Genomic DNA, 18,074 nt, shown 5'->3' with positions numbered 1-18,074 from the left:
AGTTGCTTTCAGTTATCGAAGCGGAGGCCGAATGTCTCGACCAGTGCCTTCATTTCGGCATCACGTTCTGCAGGCAGCGGCAGCCGGGGTGGACGCGGCGGACCGGCCTGAAAGCCCATATGGGTGAGCAGTGATTTGGTGCCCGCAACATAAGCCTGACCGGCGACGGCCTTGATGATCGGCAGCCACTCCAGGTAGAGCGCACGCGCTTCGTCGTATTTCTTCTCATCGGCGACCAGCTCAAAAATACGGGCCATCTGCCGGGGCGCAACGTTGGAGGCCACTGCGACCCAGCCCTGTGCACCCATGACAAAGGATTCATACCCCATGATACCGCCGAAAACGGTCATATTGTCACCGACACCGAGAATGATGTCGCGCACACGGCTGATTTCGAGAGTCGATTCCTTGATGTAGTCGCAGCCATCGATTTCCGCGATACGCGCGACAAGATCGGGCATCAGGTCGACGTTGGAGGTCGCCGGGTTGTTGTAGACCATGACGGGGACATCGATGGCTCCGGCAATCTTGCGGTAGTGTTCGACCAGTTCGTCATCCGTCGGGGTCGAATAGAAGGGCGGGATCACCATCACGCCATCGGCGCCCATGGCCTCCGCCTCTTTGCTGAGACGCACGGCCTCGCGGGTGTCTTCGGCGCCACTTCCGATGAGGACGGGGACGCGGCCTGCCGCCGTCTCGATCACGGTGCGGGCAACGCTGTCGCGCTCCTCCTGGCTCAGCGACAGAAACTCGCCGGTGGAGCCGAGCGGGATCAGGCCGTGAATGCCTTCCTTGATCTGCCAGTCGGTGAAGCGTGCCAGTGCGTCGAGGTCGAGGCTGCCATCATTGGCGAGCGGCGTGATCATTACGGAAAAGACGCCGCGGAATGTTTTCTTCATGGAATTGGTCCTGTAATTCAGCGCTTTTCAGAGAGCGTCAGCCGCGCATCTGACTGGCCAAAATGCCGTTCGATGCGAACCTGGATAAGATCCCAGAGCGTTGTCAGTAAGAGGTAATAGATGGCCGCAACGGCGAAGAGTTCGAGCACCATGAACTTGTCCTGGATCAGGATTTGGGTGCGGCGCAGAAGCTCCTCCATCGAGATGACAGAGGTGACCGATGTGGTTTTCAGCAGCCCGTTAACGGAGTTGCCGAGCGGCGGAATGATGATCCGGAAGGCCTGGGGCATGATGACCTTGCGCATGATCTGCCGCTCTGACATTCCAAGCGCCCGGCCGGCCCGAGATTGGCCCTCGGAGACCGCCTCGATGCCCGAACGGATGATTTCGGCAAGGTAGGCCGCTTCGTTGAGGGCGAGACCGAGAAGTGCCGCTTGTGTTACTGAGAAGCGGATGCCGATCACCGGGAGTGCGGTATAGATGACGATCAGCTGCACAAGAAGCGGGGTGCCCCGGAACAACCAGATATAGGCCTTCGCGATCATCTTGACCAAGGGCATTTTCGAGCGCCGCATCATGGCGATGCCGAAGCCGAGAACAAGACCCGCGATCAGCGAGACGACTGTCAGCCAGATCGTCGTGACCACGCCGCCCAAGATGAATGGATTGAAGAGATAGCTGAAAAAGCCAGGCCAGTTCCAAAGCGACATTGTGGAAACTCCGTTGGGTACGGACGCAGCCCGATGGACTGCGTCCGTGTCTCATGGATCAAAGGGGAAGCGGATCAGCGGCCGGGGCCCTTGACGGTGTAGTCACCGTCCACCATCGGCAGGCCATATTCGTCAAACAGTGCGCCGAGCGAGCCATCGGCCTTCATCTCGACCAGCGTTTCGGAAACGGCATCGGCAAGGGCGGGGTTCTTCATCGCCAGCGCAACTGGAGCGGGGTAAAGGCCGCTCAACGCGGTTTCAAAGTCACCGCGCGTGTCATATTCCTTGGCAACGGCATCGATCGAGACCACGCCGTCAACCTGACCGGAGCGCAGTGCCTGGAAGGCCATGGCGAAGTTGTCAAAGGCGCGGATGGTGATGCCGTCCAGGCCTTCGCCCTTCAGTTCCTCGTCCATCAGGCGCAGCTTGGCTTCTTCGAAACCACCGATCTCGACGCCGATGGCCATGCCGTCGAGGTCTTCCTTGGTCTCGTACACAGTCTCAGTGTCGGGCGCGACCGAAATGCTGATCGCCTGGTTCTCATAAGGGATCATCTGCATCAGACCGGCGCGCTCTTCGGTGAAGAAAATACCGGTGTTGATCAGGTCCCAGCGGCCCGACTGAAGGCCGGGGATCATGGCAGAAAACTCGATGCGGATATATTCCGGCTCAAGGCAAAGGCGCTTGGCGATCTCGTTGCCGAGTTCGATGCGCATGCCCTGAAGATCACCGTTCGAGATCAACAAACTGCAGCGGCGGCAGCGTCGGGTTGGTCGACATGATCAGGGTTCCGGACTTGATCAGTTCGCTGTCGGCAACCTTGGGCGTGCAATCCTGAGCGCTGGCGTTGGCGACCGCTCCGAGAACGAGCGCGGCGGAGAGCATTTTCATCGAAAAACGTTTGGAAATCATGGTCTACCTCTGGAGTTATCGTTGTCGTCACTTGTTTATGTGTTCAAGTGGGATCCCACTATAGTACATAATTCCAGCCGTGATGCAAGCATCCCATGAACGCGGCACTCAATAGTTTTGCAAAACCCCGTCGCGCACCATTTCCAGATGGCGGATCATCGTCTGGCGGGCGCTTTCCTGATCTCCGGCCACAAGCGCATCGATGATTGCGCGGTGTTCTGCGACACCTGGCTTCGAGCGCGCGGCCTTTGCCTGCCGCTCGAAAATCGTTGTGTAGCGGCGCATGTCGGCGATGGTGTTTTCCATGAAGCCGTTGCCGCATTGGCGCGCGATGGTCAGATGCAGTCCGTCATCGAAGTGCCAGACGGCTTCGGGGTCGGGGTCCGGCGCATGGTCGATGGCGTCGAGTTCTTCTGACAGCGCGGCAAGGCTGACCGGATCGATATTGGAGCAGGCATGGTAGGCTGCGGTCGGCTCCAGCAGCATCCGCATGGAAAGGCTGTCGAGATATTCCTTGAGGGTGACGACCCTGACGGCAAGAAGGCCCTTGCCGGTACGCACCAGAAGGCCTTCCCCTTCCAGGCGACTGATGGCGTGTCGCATCGGTGAGCGCGACACGGAATGCTCCGTGGCAAGGCGTCGCTGCTGGATGACGGTTCCGCCTGCAAGCCGTGCCGACAGGATCTCGGCCAGCAGCGCGCGATAGGCTTCCTCGGCAAGGCTGGTTTCGGGCGGATCATTCTGGTCGTCGAGCATCAGCCGTATATGTCCTTTGGTAAAATACGAAGATTATGCAACATATGTGATTCTTGAAAGGCGCCGATCGCTTCTTGCCGATCGTGCGCGATGAACATCTCCGGGAAGAGGCCTTTGACTGGCTCTGTCGTACAACAAAATCCGAAGCTTGCGGGGGAGGGCAGCACAATCTGGCCTCCCTGACCTATAAAGCCGTCTCCGATATGATCCGCCACAGACGGCTCAGGGGCGGGCATGTCATTGTTGAGGCGAAACTGGCCGAAACGCTCGGCATTTCCCGCACGCCCCTGCGTGAGGCACTGCAGCGCCTCGAGGGCGAGGGCCTTGTGCTGAAGGGCAATGGCCGGAACTATGTTGTGCGCCGGGTTGATATCGGCGAATATCTGCAGAGCCTGAAGCTTCGTCTGCTGATCGAGCCGGCGGCGGCGGCGCTGGCTGTGCCGGCGATCCCGCGCGGGCAGCTGATCAAGGTGCGCCGTGAAATCCAGGAGCTTCTGGAGGCCAGCAGCTATCATACTGACGAGCACTGGTTTTCCGACGACAATCTGCACAACATGATCATCGACCACTGCGGCAATGCCGTGATGGCGAAGGTTTTGCGCGAATTGCGGGCAACCACGCGGTTGTTCGAGATCGACCAGTTGAAGGATCGGCTGCGACCGGACTCGACCGAGCATATCGAGATCATTGAGGCGATCGAAAAGCAGGATGTTGAGGGGGCCCGCATCTCTGTCGCAAACCATATCCAGAGCCTGATCGATTTTGCCCGCAAGAACCTTTTCCTGAGCACGGCCTGAAATTTTGGCGCGGCCGCCCTCAGGGGGCGGCATGTGGCTGGTAGAGCGCGCGGAAGCGGGTATAACCGTCATCATAGACCGCCCGGTTCGACACATCGGGCTCAACCGTCACGCCTTTTCCGACAAAGGCTGAAACGCCGGCCCAGTCATCGACAAGCCCGGCGCCCATGGCCGCGGTCCAGGCAACGCCCAGACACGAACCCGGATGTCCGGTCAGGCATTGCAGCGGCTGTTGCAGCACATCGGCGACAATCTGCATCCAGATTTCGCTTTGCGCGCCGCCATCGGAAACCAGAAAGCGCGAGGTTTCAAGACCCATATCGTTGAGCACATCGATATGGTGTCTGAGCGCGTAGGCATAGGATTCCAGCAGCGCCCGCCACAGATGGCCGATATCATGCGACAGGGTGAGGCCCGAAATCAGCCCGCGCGCATCGGGATCGTGGATCGGTGTCTTCTCGCCGAGAAGATAGGGCAGGATCACGACGCCGTCTGAGCCCGCCGGACGGTTTTCCGCCAGCCGGTCGAGATAGCGATAGGTTGATATACCCTCCGATTCGGCGGCAAGCTGTTCCTTGCCTGCAAAGGTCGCGATGAACCAGTTGAGTGCCGAGCCGCCCGTCGACATGCAGCCGTTCGGCATATAGAGGCCGGGTATCAGGTGGTAGTCGAGAAACAGGCGCGGATCGGGGCGAACCTTATCTGTCGCCGTCAGGATATCGACAGCACCGCCGAATTTCAAAAGAACATCGCCGGCTTCCTGCACGCCCGCGCCGAACGCCGAGGCCACCATATCGGCCGCACCGCCGACAACGGGCGTTCCCGCGCAAAGGCCGGTAAGGGCGGCGGCTTCCTCGCCGACGGTGCCGAGCACTTCATGCGAGGCGATCTTGGGCGGAATGGCGTTTGGGGGCAGATGGGCCCAGTCGATCAGGTCGTCGTCAAGTTCATCGCTTGCGACGTCGACGAAACCCGCTTCGAGTGCCCAGTTCTGCTCAACGGCGCGCTTGCCGGTGAGCTTGAAATTGATGAAATCATAGGAGCCGAACACCGTGGCGATGCGGGCAAATACATCCGGCTCGTGCTTTTCGATCCAGCGCAGCTTGGCGGTCACCAGCTGCTGGTTGATGCCGTTTCCGGCCTTTGCGATGAATGCGGCCTCGCCGCGCTCGCGGCGCATGGCCTCAACCTCGCGCCCCGAGCGCCCGTCGCTCTGCTGAATGCTTGGACGCAGCACGGTCCCGGCCTCATCCAGAAGCACCACGGCGGGCAGCATGCCGGTGACGCCGATGGCGCCGATATCGGCCGGGTCCGTGCCTTCCAGCGCCAGCAGTTCGCGGGTGATCGCCTGGACGTTTTCCCACCACTCAGCCGGATTTTCCTCCGCCCAGCCGTGATGCGGCGAGGACAGCGTGACCGGACGGCTCGCAAGCCCCACGACCCGGCCCGGAACCTCGATCAGAATGCCGATGGTGGATGTCGTCCCGATATCGAGACCGATCACGTAAGCCATGCCAAGCCTCCAGCGCAGGGTTTATTCAGCGCAGTGTTGCGACCTTGTCCATGAAGCGGCTGACGCGGTCCTGGTCGACCGGGTTCCAGGTGTCGCCATCGACCTTGAAATGCGTGCCGATAATACAGCCGTCGGCCACCGACATGACGTCGGTCACATTGTCGATATTGACGCCGGTATTGGCAAAAACCGGAACCTCTTCGATGGTCTCACACACTGTCTTCAGCTCCGACTGGTCTGCGGGCTGACCGGTGATCGGGCCGGAGACCAGAATGGCGTCTGCCATCGATGAGAACACCGCGCTCTTGGCGCGCAGCGCGATGGGCCGCTGGTCGAGCGGGTGGGCAAACTCGGCATTGATGTTGAACAAGAGCTTCATGTCCTTGGCGCCGAGATTGGCGCGAAGCCTTGCGGGCGTGGCACAATCCGGTGCCCAGACCCCCATGTCGGAGGCAAAGACGCCGGTGAAGATTTCGCGCACGAAGCTTGCGCCGGTGACCGCGCCGATCGCGACACTTGCTTCCGGATCCCAGAGGTAATTGACGCCGAAGGGCACCTTGATTTCCGGCTTCAGCGCCTGCACCACGGCCGTCATTGCGGAAATACCCTCGACGGGGGCCTTCTTCACATAGGGCCGGTCGTTCTCATTGCCGAACATGATCGCGTCGACGCCGCCGGCCTGCAGTTTCTCGATGTCGGCAAGGACATCCGCGATCAGCTTGTCGAGACCGCCATCCTTGTCATATTGCGGAGAACCGGGCAGTGCGCCGATATGGGCCATGGCGATGACCGCCTTTTTCTTGGCGCCAAAGAACTCGAAAACCATTGAAGTACTCCATTTGGGTAAGCAGTCTGGCGGGTCGGGCCCGGAAATTGGGTCAGGATGCCATTTTGCGTGCAGGGCTGGCGATGCGGACTTCGACCTCAGCGGCAGCGAGTGCCTTTGCGATGTCTCCCGGCGGCTCGGCATCGGTGATCAGCACGTCGAATTGTTCAAGGTCGGCGACATGAACCAGCGACATGCAGGAGAATTTGGAGGCGTCACACAAAACGACCTTGCGCGTCGAGCGGCTCAGAAACACGCGCTTCATCTCGGCGTCATCGAAGGAATAGTCGTATATCCCCTGGGCGGTCAGCCCGGAGATGCCGATGAAGGCGATGTCGAACCACAGCGTGTTGAAATCAGCGATTGCCGCCGGGCCGGAAATCGACATTTCGTCGCCGCGCATGCGTCCGCCCGGCAGATAGACCTCGGCCAGCCCCTCGCCGAGGAAAAAGGCGTTGCGGACAGAGCTGGTGAAGATCTTGGTGTGCTGGCGGTCCTGCAACCTTCTGGCCAGCAGCAGTGCTGTGGTGCCGACATCGAGCGCGATGGTGCGCGCGCCGGCGGAAAGTGTCTCGGCTTCGACGGCGATGGCCTGCTTGGCAAGCGCGTTCTTGACTGTTCTGAGCTGGAACGACGGTTCGCCGGGAAGGGCTGCCGGGGCGGAGACGGGTTCTGCGCTCTGTTCGGAGCGCACGGCGCCGCCATGGGTGCGGGCAAGCTTGCCCTCCTTCTCCAGTTCAGCAAGGTCCCGCCGGACCGTCATTTCGGAAACGCCGAGCTGTCCCGCAACATCGGAGACCGAAAGCGCCCCGAATTCGGCCAGAACATCAAGGATGCGCGAATGGCGCACCTGCGCGAGAACCTTGGTCTTCTCTCCGGTCTTTTCCCCCTGGCCACCCTGCAAGACGGATCCTTTCGGCACGATTGAGGTTTCGATCAGGCGCAGCGCATTCTGTCGCAGGCCGATCAATGCTGAGCTTCATGACTAGCAGCAGGATCGAACAAATTCAAACATTATTTTCTCTTGTTGTGTATGTTTTTGTTGATATATGATCGAACGAACCAATAAGGGGAACGAAAAATGACTCACCCGATCTTTCCCGAGCTCGAAGGCCGCAAGGCCGTCGTCACCGGCGGCGCCACCGGTATCGGTCGCGCCATTGTCGAGGCGTTGAGGCGCCAGAAGGTCGATGTCGCATTGTGCGATATCAATCCCGAAGCTGCCGCGAAAACAGGTGACGAGACTGGCGCAATTGCCGTTTCGATTGATGTACGCAAGCGCGCGTCTGTAGAAGAGGCTTTTGCCGAGGCAGAAGAAAGGCTTGGCGGCTTCGATATGCTGTTCGCCAATGCCGGGGTCTCCTCCATGCAGCGCGCCTTGGATCTCACCGACGAGGAGTGGGATTTCAACTTTGACGTCAACACGCGCGGCATCTTTTTGACCAACCAGATTGCCGGGCGTCGCTTCAAGGCCAATGGCAAGGGCGTGATCGTCAACACCGCTTCGCTTGCCGCCAAGGTCGGTGCGCCGTTTCTCGCGCATTATTCGGCCAGCAAGTTTGCCGTTCTCGGCTGGACGCAGGCGCTGGCGAAGGAGCTTGCCGGCGACGGCATCCGGGTCAATGCCATCTGCCCCGGTCTGGTCAAGACCGCGATGCAGGATCGCGAGGTAGCCTGGGAGGCCGAGTTGCGCGGCATGACGCCGGAAGAAGTGATCGCCGACTACATCGCGCAAACCCCGCTGGGCAGGCTCGAGACGGCTGAAGACGTTGCCGATGTCGCTGTCTTCCTTTCCAGCAATTCCGCCCGCTTCATGACCGGGCAGGGCGTGAACGTCACCGGCGGCATCTACATGACGTAAGCCCGCTTTGCGGACAGCCTGAAACTGACGACAAAAGAGCGGGAAAGCGTATGGCAGACATTATTTTCGACGGTATCGGCAAGCGCTATCCAGACGGATATGCGGCAATTGCCAATCTCGACCTTCACATCCAAGACGGCGAATTTCTGGTGCTTGTCGGACCTTCAGGTTGCGGCAAGTCGACCGCGCTCAGGATGATTGCGGGCCTTGAGGACATTACCGATGGACGGCTGATCATCGACGGCGTCATCGCCAACAACCTTGCACCGCGCGACCGCGACATCGCCATGGTGTTTCAGTCCTATGCGCTCTATCCGCATCTCAATGTCGAGGAGAATATCGGCTTCGGTCTCAGGGTTCGCGGCTCGGAAAAGCAGGCGCTGGCGAAAAAGGTGCGCGAAACGGCTGAGCTTCTGGAGCTTTCCGAGCACCTGAAGCGCAAGCCCGGTCAGCTTTCCGGCGGCCAGCGGCAGCGTGTCGCCATGGGCCGGGCGCTGGTGCGCGACCCCAAGGCCTTCCTGATGGATGAGCCGCTTTCCAACCTCGATGCAAGGCTGCGCGGACAGATGCGCACCGAGATCGCACGGCTGCAGAAGCTCACCGGCGTTACCACCGTCTATGTGACCCATGACCAGGTGGAGGCGATGACCATGGGAGACCGTGTCGCCGTCATGCGTCATGGCGTTCTCCTGCAGCTTGATACGCCGCGCGCGCTCTACGACACGCCCGCCAATCTCTTCGTGGCAGGCTTTATCGGTGCGCCGTCGATGAATTTCATGGCGGCCGGCCTTGCCATGGCCGATGACGGGATCGATGCCCGTGTCGGACCTTTCGATTTTCTGTTTGCCGCCGATGATCTGACTGTGCGGCCGGGCCTCAAGCGCTCGATCGGCGATCGCGTGATCCTCGGTATTCGTCCGGAAATGTTCACCCCGGTCGAACATCCCGACAGCGCGGTCAATACCGTGACAGGCGAGGTCATCTTCGTCGAGGATCTGGGCTCCACGCTTCTGGCCCATATCGACATCGGCTCTGCCGACGGTAGCCTGCGTGAGATCGGAAATGACGGCGAGGGGGATGGTGCGCTCTCCGCGCCGCGCCTGCGCGTTGTTCTGGATGGGCAAATGCGGATCAAGGCCGGCGAGACCATAACGCTTGCCGTTGATGCCGGGAACATCCATGTTTTCAACGCTCAGACGGAAGGTGCGATCCGGGATTGAGCGGGGCGGAAGGCCTCAGGCTGTTTGCAAACCTATCCTTTTTACGGGCGTCATCCTCGGGCTTGACCCGAGGATCCAATCACGCCACCAAACGAGCGGTGCTGGTTTCTTACAAAGGTTTGTTTTACCTGAATATCTATCCCAACTCGCCTGTCGCAACCAAACATGGTTAGACCCTCGGGACAAGCCCGAGGGTGACGAAAGTGAGGGGGCCGGCTCTGTCAGCAAACTGGCCTGCCGCCTTTCGCACGTCGGCCAGCCTGCAAAAGGGTGGTTCAATGAATACCCTTGGTCAGCCCTTGCACAAAATAGCGGTTCAAAAACAGGATCACGACCACGATCGGGATGGTTGAGAAGTGCGCCAGCGCGCCCAGTGTGCCCCAGGTGATGTCCTTTGTGCCATAGGCCGACAGAAGCGCCACGGAGAGTGGTTTCGAGTCCAGCCGGGTCAGAAACATCGGGTAGAGGAAATCGTTCCAGGAAAACATCAGGCAGAACAACACACAGGCGACGATCCCGGCCATCACGGCGGGCAGCGCGACCTTGAAGAAGGCGCCGAACTGCGTGCAGCCATCGGTGAGCGCTGCTTCTTCGAGCTCCGGCGGCAGACCGCGAAAGTAAGAAAACATCAACCAGGTTACGAAGGCCGAGTTCAGCATTGAGTTGATCAGCACGACAGACATCCAGCTTCCCAGAAGCCCGATATCGCGCATCATCAGATAAAACGGAATGAGCGCTGCAACCGAGGGGATCATCCGGATCGCCATCAGGAAATAGGCAATGCCCATGGCATAGCGGCTTTTCGAGCGTGCCAGCGCATAGCCTGCCGGAACGCCGAGCGCCAGCGACAGGATGACCGAGCCGGTGGCAATCAGAACGCTGGAGCGCAGCAGGCTCCAGACATCGAACAACCGGAAGATTGTGCGGAACTGGTCAAGCGTGGGCGAGAAGGCGAATGTTGGCGGAATCGAGAAGATTGCACTTGACGGCTTGTAGGCGGTGGTTGCCAGCCACAGGAACGGCGCCAGGAAAAACACCAGCATGATGAGAAGAAAGGCGCGGCGGCCAGTCTGAAACCAGTAACTTGCACTCATTTTCCGTTGGCCTTCCTGTCGGCATGGCGGATCATCAGCGCGAAGCCCGCAGCAATCAGGGCAATGATCAGCAGGGTGAGGTTTGCAATTGCCGAGGCGCGGCCGATATTGAAGAATTCAAGCCCCTGTTTGACCGCATGCAGCATCAGCGTGTTGGTGGCGTTGCCCGGCCCGCCGCCGGTTGCCACATAAACCGTATCGAACACCCGGAAGGCGTCGACGGTGCGCAGGATCAGCGCCAGCAGAACGGCGGGCAGCATCAGCGGGATCACGATGATCCTCAGTTTCTGCAGGCCCGTTGCGCCATCAACGGAGGCGGCTTCGAGGATGTCGGACGGAAGCGCCTTCAGTCCCGCCAGCAGGATCAGCGCCACCAGCGGCGTCCACTCCCAGACGTCGATGAAGATCAGTGTGGCAAGGGCGGCGTGCTGGTCGGCCAGCAGGCCACGCGGATCGGTCAGCCCCCATTGGGCGAGGAAATAGCCGATCATGCCATAATCGGCGGCCAGCAGCCCCTTGAAGATCAGGCCGACAACCAGCGGCGTGATGGTGACGGGGATCAGGATCAGTGCCAGAGCAAGCCGGTTGAACCGGTCATCGCGCCAGAGCGCTAAGGCCAGTGCAAAGCCGATCAGCAGTTCGAAAAACACCGCGCCGAACGTGAAGATAGCGGTGTTGATCAGCGCCTGTCGGCTGACCGGATCGGTGATGATCTCGATGTAATTGTCGATGCCGGCGAATTTGGTCCGCTGCGGGCGGATCAGATTGTAGTCGTAAAGGCTGTACCAGATGCCCTGCGTTAGTGGCCAGATGCCGACAACCAGCACATAGGCGACGACCGGCACGGCCATGGCCACCAGAAACACCTTTCGCTTTGTGGCAAAAGCCATTCCCTTGGGCTCGATCAGCCCGGAGGGCAGATGATCTGCGATCGCACTCACGCGCGTATCCTCGATTTCAAGTGACATGCAACAGCCGGACCGCACGGCATCAAAACGCGCGGTCCGCAGAGTTCAGCGCAGTTCTCAGAACAGCTCTTCGGCCTGTGCCTGCGCGGTATCCAGCGCTTCCTTCGGATCGGCATCGCCGACCAGCACTGAATTGACCGCTGTGCCCAGGAAGTCCTGGATCTGCGGATATTCCGGAATGCGCGGACGGTAATCATAATTGCCGTTCTCGAAGGTTTCGGCAAGCACCGGCAGGAACGGGAATTTTTCCAGCAGGTCCGGATCGGTCATCTCGCTCTTGCGGAGGAAGCTGCCGGCACCCATCAAATTGAATTCCTTGTGGATTTCAGGGCTGTTCAGCCATTTGATGAAAGCCCAGGCGGCTTCCTGTTGTTCCGGCGAGACATCGGCATTGATCGCCATGCCCCAGCCGCCAATGCCGTAGCTCGGCGCCATGTCACCGGAATGCGGCGCGGTAGTGATGGCGACATCATCGACAACCTTCGAGATTTCCGGATTGTAATAGCCGGGCGCGCCGACCGACCAGGTCTGCATCATGGCCGCAACACCCTGGCGGAAGCTTTCCTCGCGGCCGCCCCAATCATAGCCGGCAGCGCCGGGAGGGGCCGAATTGCGGAACAGGTCGCGATAAACCTTCAGGCTTCCGACATTGGCGTCGGAATTGAGCGTCGGCATGCCGTCGTCGCCCATGATCGCGCCGCCCATTTCGCTGTTATACTGCATCCAGTCCTGAGCGCTGGCCGGGCCCTTCTGGCCGTTGGCGACGAAGCCGTAGAGTCCGTCGTCAGGCTTGGTCAGCGTTTCGGCGGCAGTGACGAACTCTTCCATCGTCGTTGGCGCTGCAAGGCCGGCCTGGTCAAGGCGGGTTTTGTTATAGGCCAGAACATTGGCGTATCCGGCAAACGGGAAGGCGACCTGCTGACCTTCATAATTGCCGAGGCCCATCATCAGATTGGGGTAGATGTCATCGACGTCGATTTCGTCGGCATCGCGTTCGATCAGCTCTGAAAGCTCGACCGAATAGCCGTTTTCGGCGTATTCACCGGCCCAGACGATGTCCATGGTGACGATGTCATAACCTTCGGTGTCGCCGATATAATCGGCGGTGGTTTTGGTCAGAAGCGAGCCGTAGTCGAGAATGTCGACCTTGACGGTAGCGCCTGTTTCCGCCTCGAATTTCGGCGCCAGCTCGGCGATCACAGGCGCGAACTGGTCGTTCTGTGAGGCGATGGTAAGCGTGATGCCGGAAAAAGGCTTGTCCTGCGCAAGGGCCGTTGAGCCCAGCAGGCAGGCCAGTAGTCCGGCTGTCGCATATTTTGCGGCATTTGCGTTTTTCATGTTGTTCCCCTTTATATCATGCATCTGTTGTTCTCGTGAATGTCATGATCGATAAGCACTATACATCAAACAAAAACGCACTCAAGCGCACTTGACAAAAAAACAATTCAAGTAAAAAATCACAAAATAGAACATAATCGCCCAAAATTCAGACAAAATTCGCCGCTTGTGCATGAATTTTGAGCAAATGCCTGATCGGGGACCAAAATGCAGCGCCTCACCGACCATCAGCCGTCGATTTCCGGCGGTTTTGAGCATCGACTCGAACAGCTTGCCACGCGTGCGGCTTGGGAAATGGCGTGTATCGAGGCCGAAGCGCCGGTGTGGCTGAAAAAGCCGGAGGATAAGGCGCATTATAATGTCGTGATTGTTGGCGGTGGGCTGAATGGGCTATCCGCCGCCTTTGCGCTCAGACGCCGCGGGATCGAGGGTGTCCTCGTGATCGATCAGGCCGAGGCTGGGTGCGAGGGCCCGTGGATCACATCGGCGCGCATGAAGACGTTGCGTTCGCCGAAAACGCTGGCCGGTCCCGATTTCGGCATTCCGAGCCTCAGCCCGCGCGCCTGGTATGAAACGGTCTATGGCGCGGAGAGCTTTGCAGGACTGGAGAAAATCGGTCGCGAGGACTGGATGCGATACATGCTCTGGTTCCGCAAGGCGAGCGGTGTCACGGTCCATAACGAGACGCGACTGCAGGCTGTTGCCGAGGCAGAGAGCGGCGTCCGGCTGACGATCTCCGGCGCCGCAGCTCTGCCCCGCGAAATCACCTGCCGCCGGTTGATCATGGCGAACGGCATGGATGGTTGCGGTGGACCCTACGTGCCGGACAATGTCCGCGCGCTGCCCAAGGCATTCTGGACCCACAGCGCCGAAGTGGCTGATGACAGCCATCTGAAGGGCAAGGATGTCATCGTGCTGGGCTCGGCCACATCCAGTTTCGACTGGGCGGTAACCGCGCTGGAGGTAGGCGCGCGCCGTGTCACCATGGTGGCCCGCGCCAAAGAACTGGCCTGCACCGAAGCGCTGGCCTGGACCAATTTTCCGGGGTATCTCGGCACTTTCGCAGAATTGGCCGATGATGAAAAATGGCGTTTCTCGCGGCACTATTATGACCTGAAAGTGCCACCGACGCAGGATCAGTATGACCGCGCCACATCCTATGCCAATTTTGTCATGGAGTTTGGCAGCGGGGTCACATCGCTCGCCATTGAGGACGGTCGCATCCGCGCGGAGACCAAAAACGGCACAATCCACGCAGATCATATCCTGCTTGGAACCGGTTACGGCGTCGATTTTTCGATGCGGCCGGAACTTGCAAGCCTTGAGGGGCGATTTGCCCATTGGCGGGACCGTTACACCCCGCCCGAAGGTGAGGATTGCCAAACGGTCTTGCAGGCGCCCTATCTCGGGCGCACATTTGAATTGACGCCGATGGACGCGGTGCAGGATCGCTGGGTCTCGCGCATCCACATGTTCAATGGCGGCGCCGTGCCGAGCGTCGGGCCGGTCAGCAACGGCATTACCGGGGTGAAATACGGGATTGCCCGCATCGCCGACGGCATGACGCGGGCTTTCTTCATGGAGGACGCCGCGCATTTTCAGGAAGAGCTTGCGAACTATCGTGAACAGCATTTCAATCCGCGCGACAAGATCTCGGCCTGAGGGCCGGGGAGGACAATATGACCACACCGCTGACACTCGACGCCGTTCTGGCCAGGGCCCAGACGCGCAGTTTTGAATTTCCCTATCTGCTCGCCAATCACGTGCCGATGGTGCTGATTGCGCTCGATCGCCTCGGGGCGACCCCGCAACGGCTTGACGAGTGGTACGAGACCTATCGCGATGCCCATGCCGTGCCGCCAATCCCGGAGCCGGTCGCGCCGGTCGATCCGGAGAACTGGCAGGATGCCCTCGGAGAGCGCTCGCGAGAAGCCGACTATCGCGGCTTTTTTGTCGGCGAGGTGCAGCGGCTCGGCATCGACCGGGCGATCCGCACCTATCTGCCGGCGATGACGCAGGGGATTGCCGGAAGCGCTACCCATCCGCTGATGCGTCTTGCCTATGGCGTCTTGAAGAATGACGCCCGCGAGGTTGGCCACGCGCTTGGCTACTGGGCGGCGACCTATCTGCCGCTGCCCGGTCCCGGTCGGTTTGGTGCCGATACGGATGATCCGGCAGAGGTGCTGGCAGGCATTGCCGAGATCGAGGGCATCCGGGACTATCAACCCGAGACCGATCTGCTCTGGCACAATATCCGTGCTGTCGGCGCGCTGCCGGGGTTTGCGCCGGTAATCGACCGTTTGCGGTTCGATGACAGCACGGCGCGGCGCATGACCGAGGTCTCGCTCGTCGCCTTTGCCTTCACGCTTGATTTTTCAGCCCTTCACGCTGTCACCGGCATGCACTGGATGCGCCTTGTCACCTCTCATGTGGATGAGGACAAGGTCGAGCCGTTCTACCGCGCCTTCTGGCAGGTGATCGCCGCCCTTGTGCCGAAGATCGGCTTTCCTGTCTTCCCGACGGCGGAAGCCGTTGAAGACATGCGCGCGCGCGCCGCACCGGAATGGCCGGAGATCAAGGCGGCGGCGATTGCCTCTTATGACGAGCATGATGTCAGCTTGACCTTCTCGGCCTTCGAGGAGCAGAAAGCCTGGGGCGGGGATCGCCTCTATCGCGTCGCCGCCGCCCGCCGTCTCCGCCTGATCGATTGAGGAAAGCCGCTTGTCTGAAAGTCTCGTTGTCGAGAACATCCGCAATGCCGCAGGCGAAAGTGTCACGCTCCTGATTGAAGGTGGCCGCGTGGCGGGCCTCGGCTCTGCCGCAAGTCTTGCCATTTCCGACAGCGCCGAACGGCTTGACGGCGCGGGACGGATAATCCTCCCCGGCCTTGTCGACGGGCATATTCATCTCGACAAGACGTTTATGGGCCTGCCATTTGTTCCGCATATTCCCGGCGAAACGGTCGCCAAACGGATCGCGGCGGAGCGCGAGCTGCGCCGCACGGTATCGCTTCCGGTGACGGCGCGCGGCGGCGCGCTGATCGAAAAGATCGCGGTGCTGGGGACGGTCGCCGTCAGAAGCCATGTCGACATCGATACCGAGATCGGGCTCAAGGGCCTGGAGCAGGTTCTGTCGTTGAAACAAAGCCACGGCCACCTCGTCGATATCGAGATTGTCGCCTTTCCGCAATCTGGCATCATGCGCGATCCCGGCACGGCAGAACTGCTGCACAAGGCTGTTGCCGAGGGCGCGGATCTTGTCGGCGGGCTGGATCCGGCCGGCATCGATGATGATATCAACGGCCACCTTGATGCGGTCTTTGCTGTTGCCGAGAGGCACAATGTTGGCGTCGACCTGCACTTGCATGATGGCGGGCCGCTTGGCGCTTTCGAACTGCGCCAGATTGCCGAACGTACGATTGCGCTTTCGCTTCAGGGCCGGGTTGCCGTCAGCCATGCATTCTGCCTTGGCGCGCTGGATGGTGCCGATTTCGGGAAAACTGCGGAGCTTCTGGCGCGGGCCGAAGTCTCGATCATGACAAATGGACCGGGCCCGGTGCCGATGCCGCCGGTCAAGCCGCTTCAGGCGGCGGGTGTTCGAGTCTTCTGCGGCTCCGACAATATCCGCGATGCCTGGTCGCCCTTCGGCAATGGCGATCTGATCGAGCGCGCCGGCATTATCTGCGACCGGCAGGATTTCCGCGCCGATGAAGATCTCGAACGCGCCTTCGATCTGGCCACGCGCGCTTCAGGCGCGGTGTTGGGTCGGCCGGAGCCGCTTTCCATTGGTGCTCCCGCTGACTTCATTCTGGTCGGGTGCGGCAGTGTTGCCGAGACGCTTGCCAAGCGGCCCTTCGATCGCGCTGTCTTCAAGGCAGGGCGCAAGATCGCCGAAGCCGGACGTCTGGTTTAGAGCAATGGCCGATATCGATTTTCTGATCCGAAATGCACGCCTTGCCGATAGTCATGCCCCGGTCGACATCGCCTTTGCCGGAGGCGGCATCGCGGCGGTCAAAAGCGGCATCGCCTGCGATGCTCCGGTCTTCGATGCTTGCGGGAGACTTGCGACGCCGGGGCTGACGGAAACCCACATTCATCTCGACAAGGCCGGGATCATCGGCCGTTGCGCGCTTTGCGAGGGCACGCTTGCGGAGGCTGTGCGCGAGACGGCAAGGGCCAAGGCGGCGTTCACCGAGGCGGATGTCTACGCCCGCGCCGCAAAGGTGGTCGAACAGGCGATCAGCCACGGCACCACGCTGATGCGTACCTTTGTCGAGATCGATCCCCGCGCGGGCTTCCGCTCGCTCGAGGCGATCAAGGCGATCCGGCGCGATTATGCCGATGCCATCGAGATCATCATCTGCGCTTTTGCGCAGGAGGGCCTGACCAATGATCCGGGCACCGAGGAGATGCTGGCCGAGGCGCTGGCAAATGGCGCCGATCAGGTGGGCGGCTGCCCCTATACTGATGACGATCCGGCCACTCACGTCGCCAGAATTTTCGATCTTGCCGAGCGCTTCGACGTCAATGTCGATTTCCATGTCGATTTCGACCTGAAGCCGGAGGGCTCCAATCTCGGCGCCATCATCGCCGAAACGAGGAGGCGCGGCTTTCAGGGGCGCGTTTCCATCGGTCATGTCACCAAGCTGTCCGCGCTTGAGCCGGACGCATTTGCATCGGCGCTCGCCGAGCTTGCCGAAAACGGCATCGCCCTGACGGTGCTTCCGGCGACCGATCTCTATCTCAACGGCCGGGAATTCACGCATCTGGTGCCGCGCGGTGTGACGCCGGGCCATAGGCTTATTGCGGCAGGCGGCGTTGCGACGCTCTCGACCAATAACGTCCTCAATCCGTTCACGCCCTTCGGCGATGCCTCCCTGATGCGGATGGCCAACCTCTACGCCAACATCGCCCAGCTCGGCACGGCGGAGGAGCTTCAAACCGTCTACCGCATGATGAGCGGCCAGGCCGAGCGCCTGCTGGGGCGGGAGCCTGCCGCGATTGCGGCGGGTGCCCCCGCCAACGTCATAATCTTCGATGCCGAAACGCCGGCGGAAGCCGTGGCGACCATTGCGCCGACGCTTTGCGGCTGGCGCAATGGAAAGAAGACATTCGAGCGGCCAAGACCACGGTTATTCTGTACACCCGAAGGCAATTGAATTTCTGAAAGCCGCCGAACGG

At 60.4% G+C, this 18,074-nt stretch carries 16 protein-coding genes and 1 pseudogene; 7 read left to right on the top strand and 10 right to left on the bottom strand.

Annotated elements, in window-relative coordinates:
- Positions 1–8: 8 nt before the first annotated feature.
- From dapA to AC0L7L_RS13465, 4 genes and pseudogenes are all read right to left on the bottom strand, one after another.
- Positions 9–899, bottom strand: a complete 891-nt coding sequence (gene dapA / locus AC0L7L_RS13480; protein WP_272212500.1) for a 4-hydroxy-tetrahydrodipicolinate synthase — start codon at positions 897–899, stop codon at positions 9–11.
- Positions 900–916: 17 nt separating this feature from the next.
- Positions 917–1,609, bottom strand: coding sequence for an amino acid ABC transporter permease (locus AC0L7L_RS13475; protein ID WP_272212499.1), 693 nt, complete (start codon positions 1,607–1,609; stop codon positions 917–919).
- Between the two features lie 74 nt (positions 1,610–1,683).
- A pseudogene (locus tag AC0L7L_RS13470) lies at positions 1,684–2,500 on the bottom strand (ABC transporter substrate-binding protein).
- 129 nt (positions 2,501–2,629) lie between these two features.
- Positions 2,630–3,280, bottom strand: a complete 651-nt coding sequence (locus tag AC0L7L_RS13465; protein ID WP_473513930.1) for a GntR family transcriptional regulator — start codon at positions 3,278–3,280, stop codon at positions 2,630–2,632.
- A 167-nt stretch (positions 3,281–3,447) separates the two neighbouring features.
- Between AC0L7L_RS13465 and AC0L7L_RS13460 the strand changes: the two genes are divergently transcribed.
- Positions 3,448–4,074 (top strand): GntR family transcriptional regulator, encoded by a 627-nt coding sequence (locus AC0L7L_RS13460; protein ID WP_473513928.1) that lies wholly within the window; start codon positions 3,448–3,450, stop codon positions 4,072–4,074.
- 19 nt (positions 4,075–4,093) lie between these two features.
- Here AC0L7L_RS13460 and AC0L7L_RS13455 read toward each other — a convergent pair whose 3' ends face one another.
- Genes AC0L7L_RS13455 through AC0L7L_RS13445 form a run of 3 tightly spaced genes read right to left on the bottom strand, consistent with a single transcriptional unit; the run spans position 4,094 to position 7,317 of the window.
- Positions 4,094–5,587, bottom strand: coding sequence for an FGGY-family carbohydrate kinase (locus AC0L7L_RS13455; RefSeq protein WP_272212495.1), 1,494 nt, complete (start codon positions 5,585–5,587; stop codon positions 4,094–4,096).
- A gap of 25 nt (positions 5,588–5,612) precedes the next feature.
- Positions 5,613–6,413 carry a BtpA/SgcQ family protein gene (locus AC0L7L_RS13450; RefSeq protein ID WP_473509520.1) on the bottom strand — a complete coding sequence of 267 codons (801 nt, stop codon included), beginning with the start codon at positions 6,411–6,413 and terminating at the stop codon, positions 5,613–5,615.
- Between the two features lie 52 nt (positions 6,414–6,465).
- On the bottom strand, positions 6,466–7,317 hold the full coding sequence (locus AC0L7L_RS13445; protein WP_473513927.1) for a DeoR/GlpR family DNA-binding transcription regulator: 852 nt from the start codon (positions 7,315–7,317) through the stop codon (positions 6,466–6,468).
- Between the two features lie 177 nt (positions 7,318–7,494).
- Here AC0L7L_RS13445 and AC0L7L_RS13440 point away from each other — a divergent pair, with 177 nt between their 5' ends.
- Positions 7,495–8,274, top strand: a complete 780-nt coding sequence (locus tag AC0L7L_RS13440) for an SDR family NAD(P)-dependent oxidoreductase (protein WP_473509518.1) — start codon at positions 7,495–7,497, stop codon at positions 8,272–8,274.
- A gap of 50 nt (positions 8,275–8,324) precedes the next feature.
- Positions 8,325–9,494 carry an ABC transporter ATP-binding protein gene (locus AC0L7L_RS13435; RefSeq protein WP_272212488.1) on the top strand — a complete coding sequence of 390 codons (1,170 nt, stop codon included), beginning with the start codon at positions 8,325–8,327 and terminating at the stop codon, positions 9,492–9,494.
- Between the two features lie 275 nt (positions 9,495–9,769).
- Here the strand turns inward: AC0L7L_RS13435 and AC0L7L_RS13430 are convergent, their stop codons facing one another.
- The 3 genes from AC0L7L_RS13430 to AC0L7L_RS13420 all read right to left on the bottom strand — a co-directional run bounded on the left by AC0L7L_RS13430 (position 9,770) and on the right by AC0L7L_RS13420 (position 12,894).
- Positions 9,770–10,588 carry a carbohydrate ABC transporter permease gene (locus AC0L7L_RS13430; RefSeq protein WP_272212487.1) on the bottom strand — a complete coding sequence of 273 codons (819 nt, stop codon included), beginning with the start codon at positions 10,586–10,588 and terminating at the stop codon, positions 9,770–9,772.
- Positions 10,585–11,478, bottom strand: coding sequence for a carbohydrate ABC transporter permease (locus AC0L7L_RS13425; RefSeq protein ID WP_473513925.1), 894 nt, complete (start codon positions 11,476–11,478; stop codon positions 10,585–10,587). The genes AC0L7L_RS13430 and AC0L7L_RS13425 overlap by 4 nt, the downstream gene beginning before the upstream one ends.
- A gap of 135 nt (positions 11,479–11,613) precedes the next feature.
- The gene (locus AC0L7L_RS13420) at positions 11,614–12,894 is read right to left on the bottom strand and encodes an ABC transporter substrate-binding protein (RefSeq protein WP_473509515.1); all 1,281 of its coding nucleotides are present in this window, start codon (positions 12,892–12,894) and stop codon (positions 11,614–11,616) included.
- A gap of 207 nt (positions 12,895–13,101) precedes the next feature.
- Here AC0L7L_RS13420 and AC0L7L_RS13415 point away from each other — a divergent pair, with 207 nt between their 5' ends.
- The 4 genes from AC0L7L_RS13415 to AC0L7L_RS13400 are packed head-to-tail and all read left to right on the top strand — an operon-like array spanning position 13,102 to position 18,052.
- Positions 13,102–14,556: an NAD(P)-binding domain-containing protein gene (locus tag AC0L7L_RS13415; RefSeq protein ID WP_272212484.1), complete on the top strand. Its 1,455-nt coding sequence runs from the start codon at positions 13,102–13,104 to the stop codon at positions 14,554–14,556.
- Positions 14,557–14,573: 17 nt separating this feature from the next.
- The gene (locus AC0L7L_RS13410) at positions 14,574–15,605 is read left to right on the top strand and encodes a questin oxidase family protein (protein ID WP_473509513.1); all 1,032 of its coding nucleotides are present in this window, start codon (positions 14,574–14,576) and stop codon (positions 15,603–15,605) included.
- A 10-nt stretch (positions 15,606–15,615) separates the two neighbouring features.
- Positions 15,616–16,806 (top strand): amidohydrolase, encoded by a 1,191-nt coding sequence (locus tag AC0L7L_RS13405; protein WP_272212480.1) that lies wholly within the window; start codon positions 15,616–15,618, stop codon positions 16,804–16,806.
- A gap of 4 nt (positions 16,807–16,810) precedes the next feature.
- A complete protein-coding gene (locus AC0L7L_RS13400; RefSeq protein ID WP_473509509.1) occupies positions 16,811–18,052 on the top strand; it encodes an amidohydrolase family protein in 1,242 nt (413 codons plus the stop codon).
- Positions 18,053–18,074 lie beyond the last annotated feature (22 nt).

It is taken from the genome of Martelella sp. K41-7, assembly GCF_055808365.1.
The sequence above is the reverse complement of the archived record's forward strand: the minus strand, read 5'-3'. Positions and strand labels throughout refer to the sequence as shown.

Excerpts from the sequence above, each read along its gene's own strand:
- AC0L7L_RS13415 (WP_272212484.1), top strand. The coding sequence starts at position 13,102 with ATGCAGCGCCTCACCGACCATCAGCCGTCGATTTCCGGCGGTTTTGAG.
- dapA (WP_272212500.1), bottom strand. The coding sequence starts at position 899 with ATGAAGAAAACATTCCGCGGCGTCTTTTCCGTAATGATCACGCCGCTC.
- AC0L7L_RS13425 (WP_473513925.1), bottom strand. The coding sequence starts at position 11,478 with ATGGCTTTTGCCACAAAGCGAAAGGTGTTTCTGGTGGCCATGGCCGTG.
- AC0L7L_RS13400 (WP_473509509.1), top strand. The coding sequence starts at position 16,811 with ATGGCCGATATCGATTTTCTGATCCGAAATGCACGCCTTGCCGATAGT.
- AC0L7L_RS13475 (WP_272212499.1), bottom strand. The coding sequence starts at position 1,609 with ATGTCGCTTTGGAACTGGCCTGGCTTTTTCAGCTATCTCTTCAATCCA.
- AC0L7L_RS13455 (WP_272212495.1), bottom strand. The coding sequence starts at position 5,587 with ATGGCTTACGTGATCGGTCTCGATATCGGGACGACATCCACCATCGGC.
- AC0L7L_RS13410 (WP_473509513.1), top strand. The coding sequence starts at position 14,574 with ATGACCACACCGCTGACACTCGACGCCGTTCTGGCCAGGGCCCAGACG.
- AC0L7L_RS13450 (WP_473509520.1), bottom strand. The coding sequence starts at position 6,413 with ATGGTTTTCGAGTTCTTTGGCGCCAAGAAAAAGGCGGTCATCGCCATG.
- AC0L7L_RS13440 (WP_473509518.1), top strand. The coding sequence starts at position 7,495 with ATGACTCACCCGATCTTTCCCGAGCTCGAAGGCCGCAAGGCCGTCGTC.
- AC0L7L_RS13435 (WP_272212488.1), top strand. The coding sequence starts at position 8,325 with ATGGCAGACATTATTTTCGACGGTATCGGCAAGCGCTATCCAGACGGA.
- AC0L7L_RS13420 (WP_473509515.1), bottom strand. The coding sequence starts at position 12,894 with ATGAAAAACGCAAATGCCGCAAAATATGCGACAGCCGGACTACTGGCC.
- AC0L7L_RS13430 (WP_272212487.1), bottom strand. The coding sequence starts at position 10,588 with ATGAGTGCAAGTTACTGGTTTCAGACTGGCCGCCGCGCCTTTCTTCTC.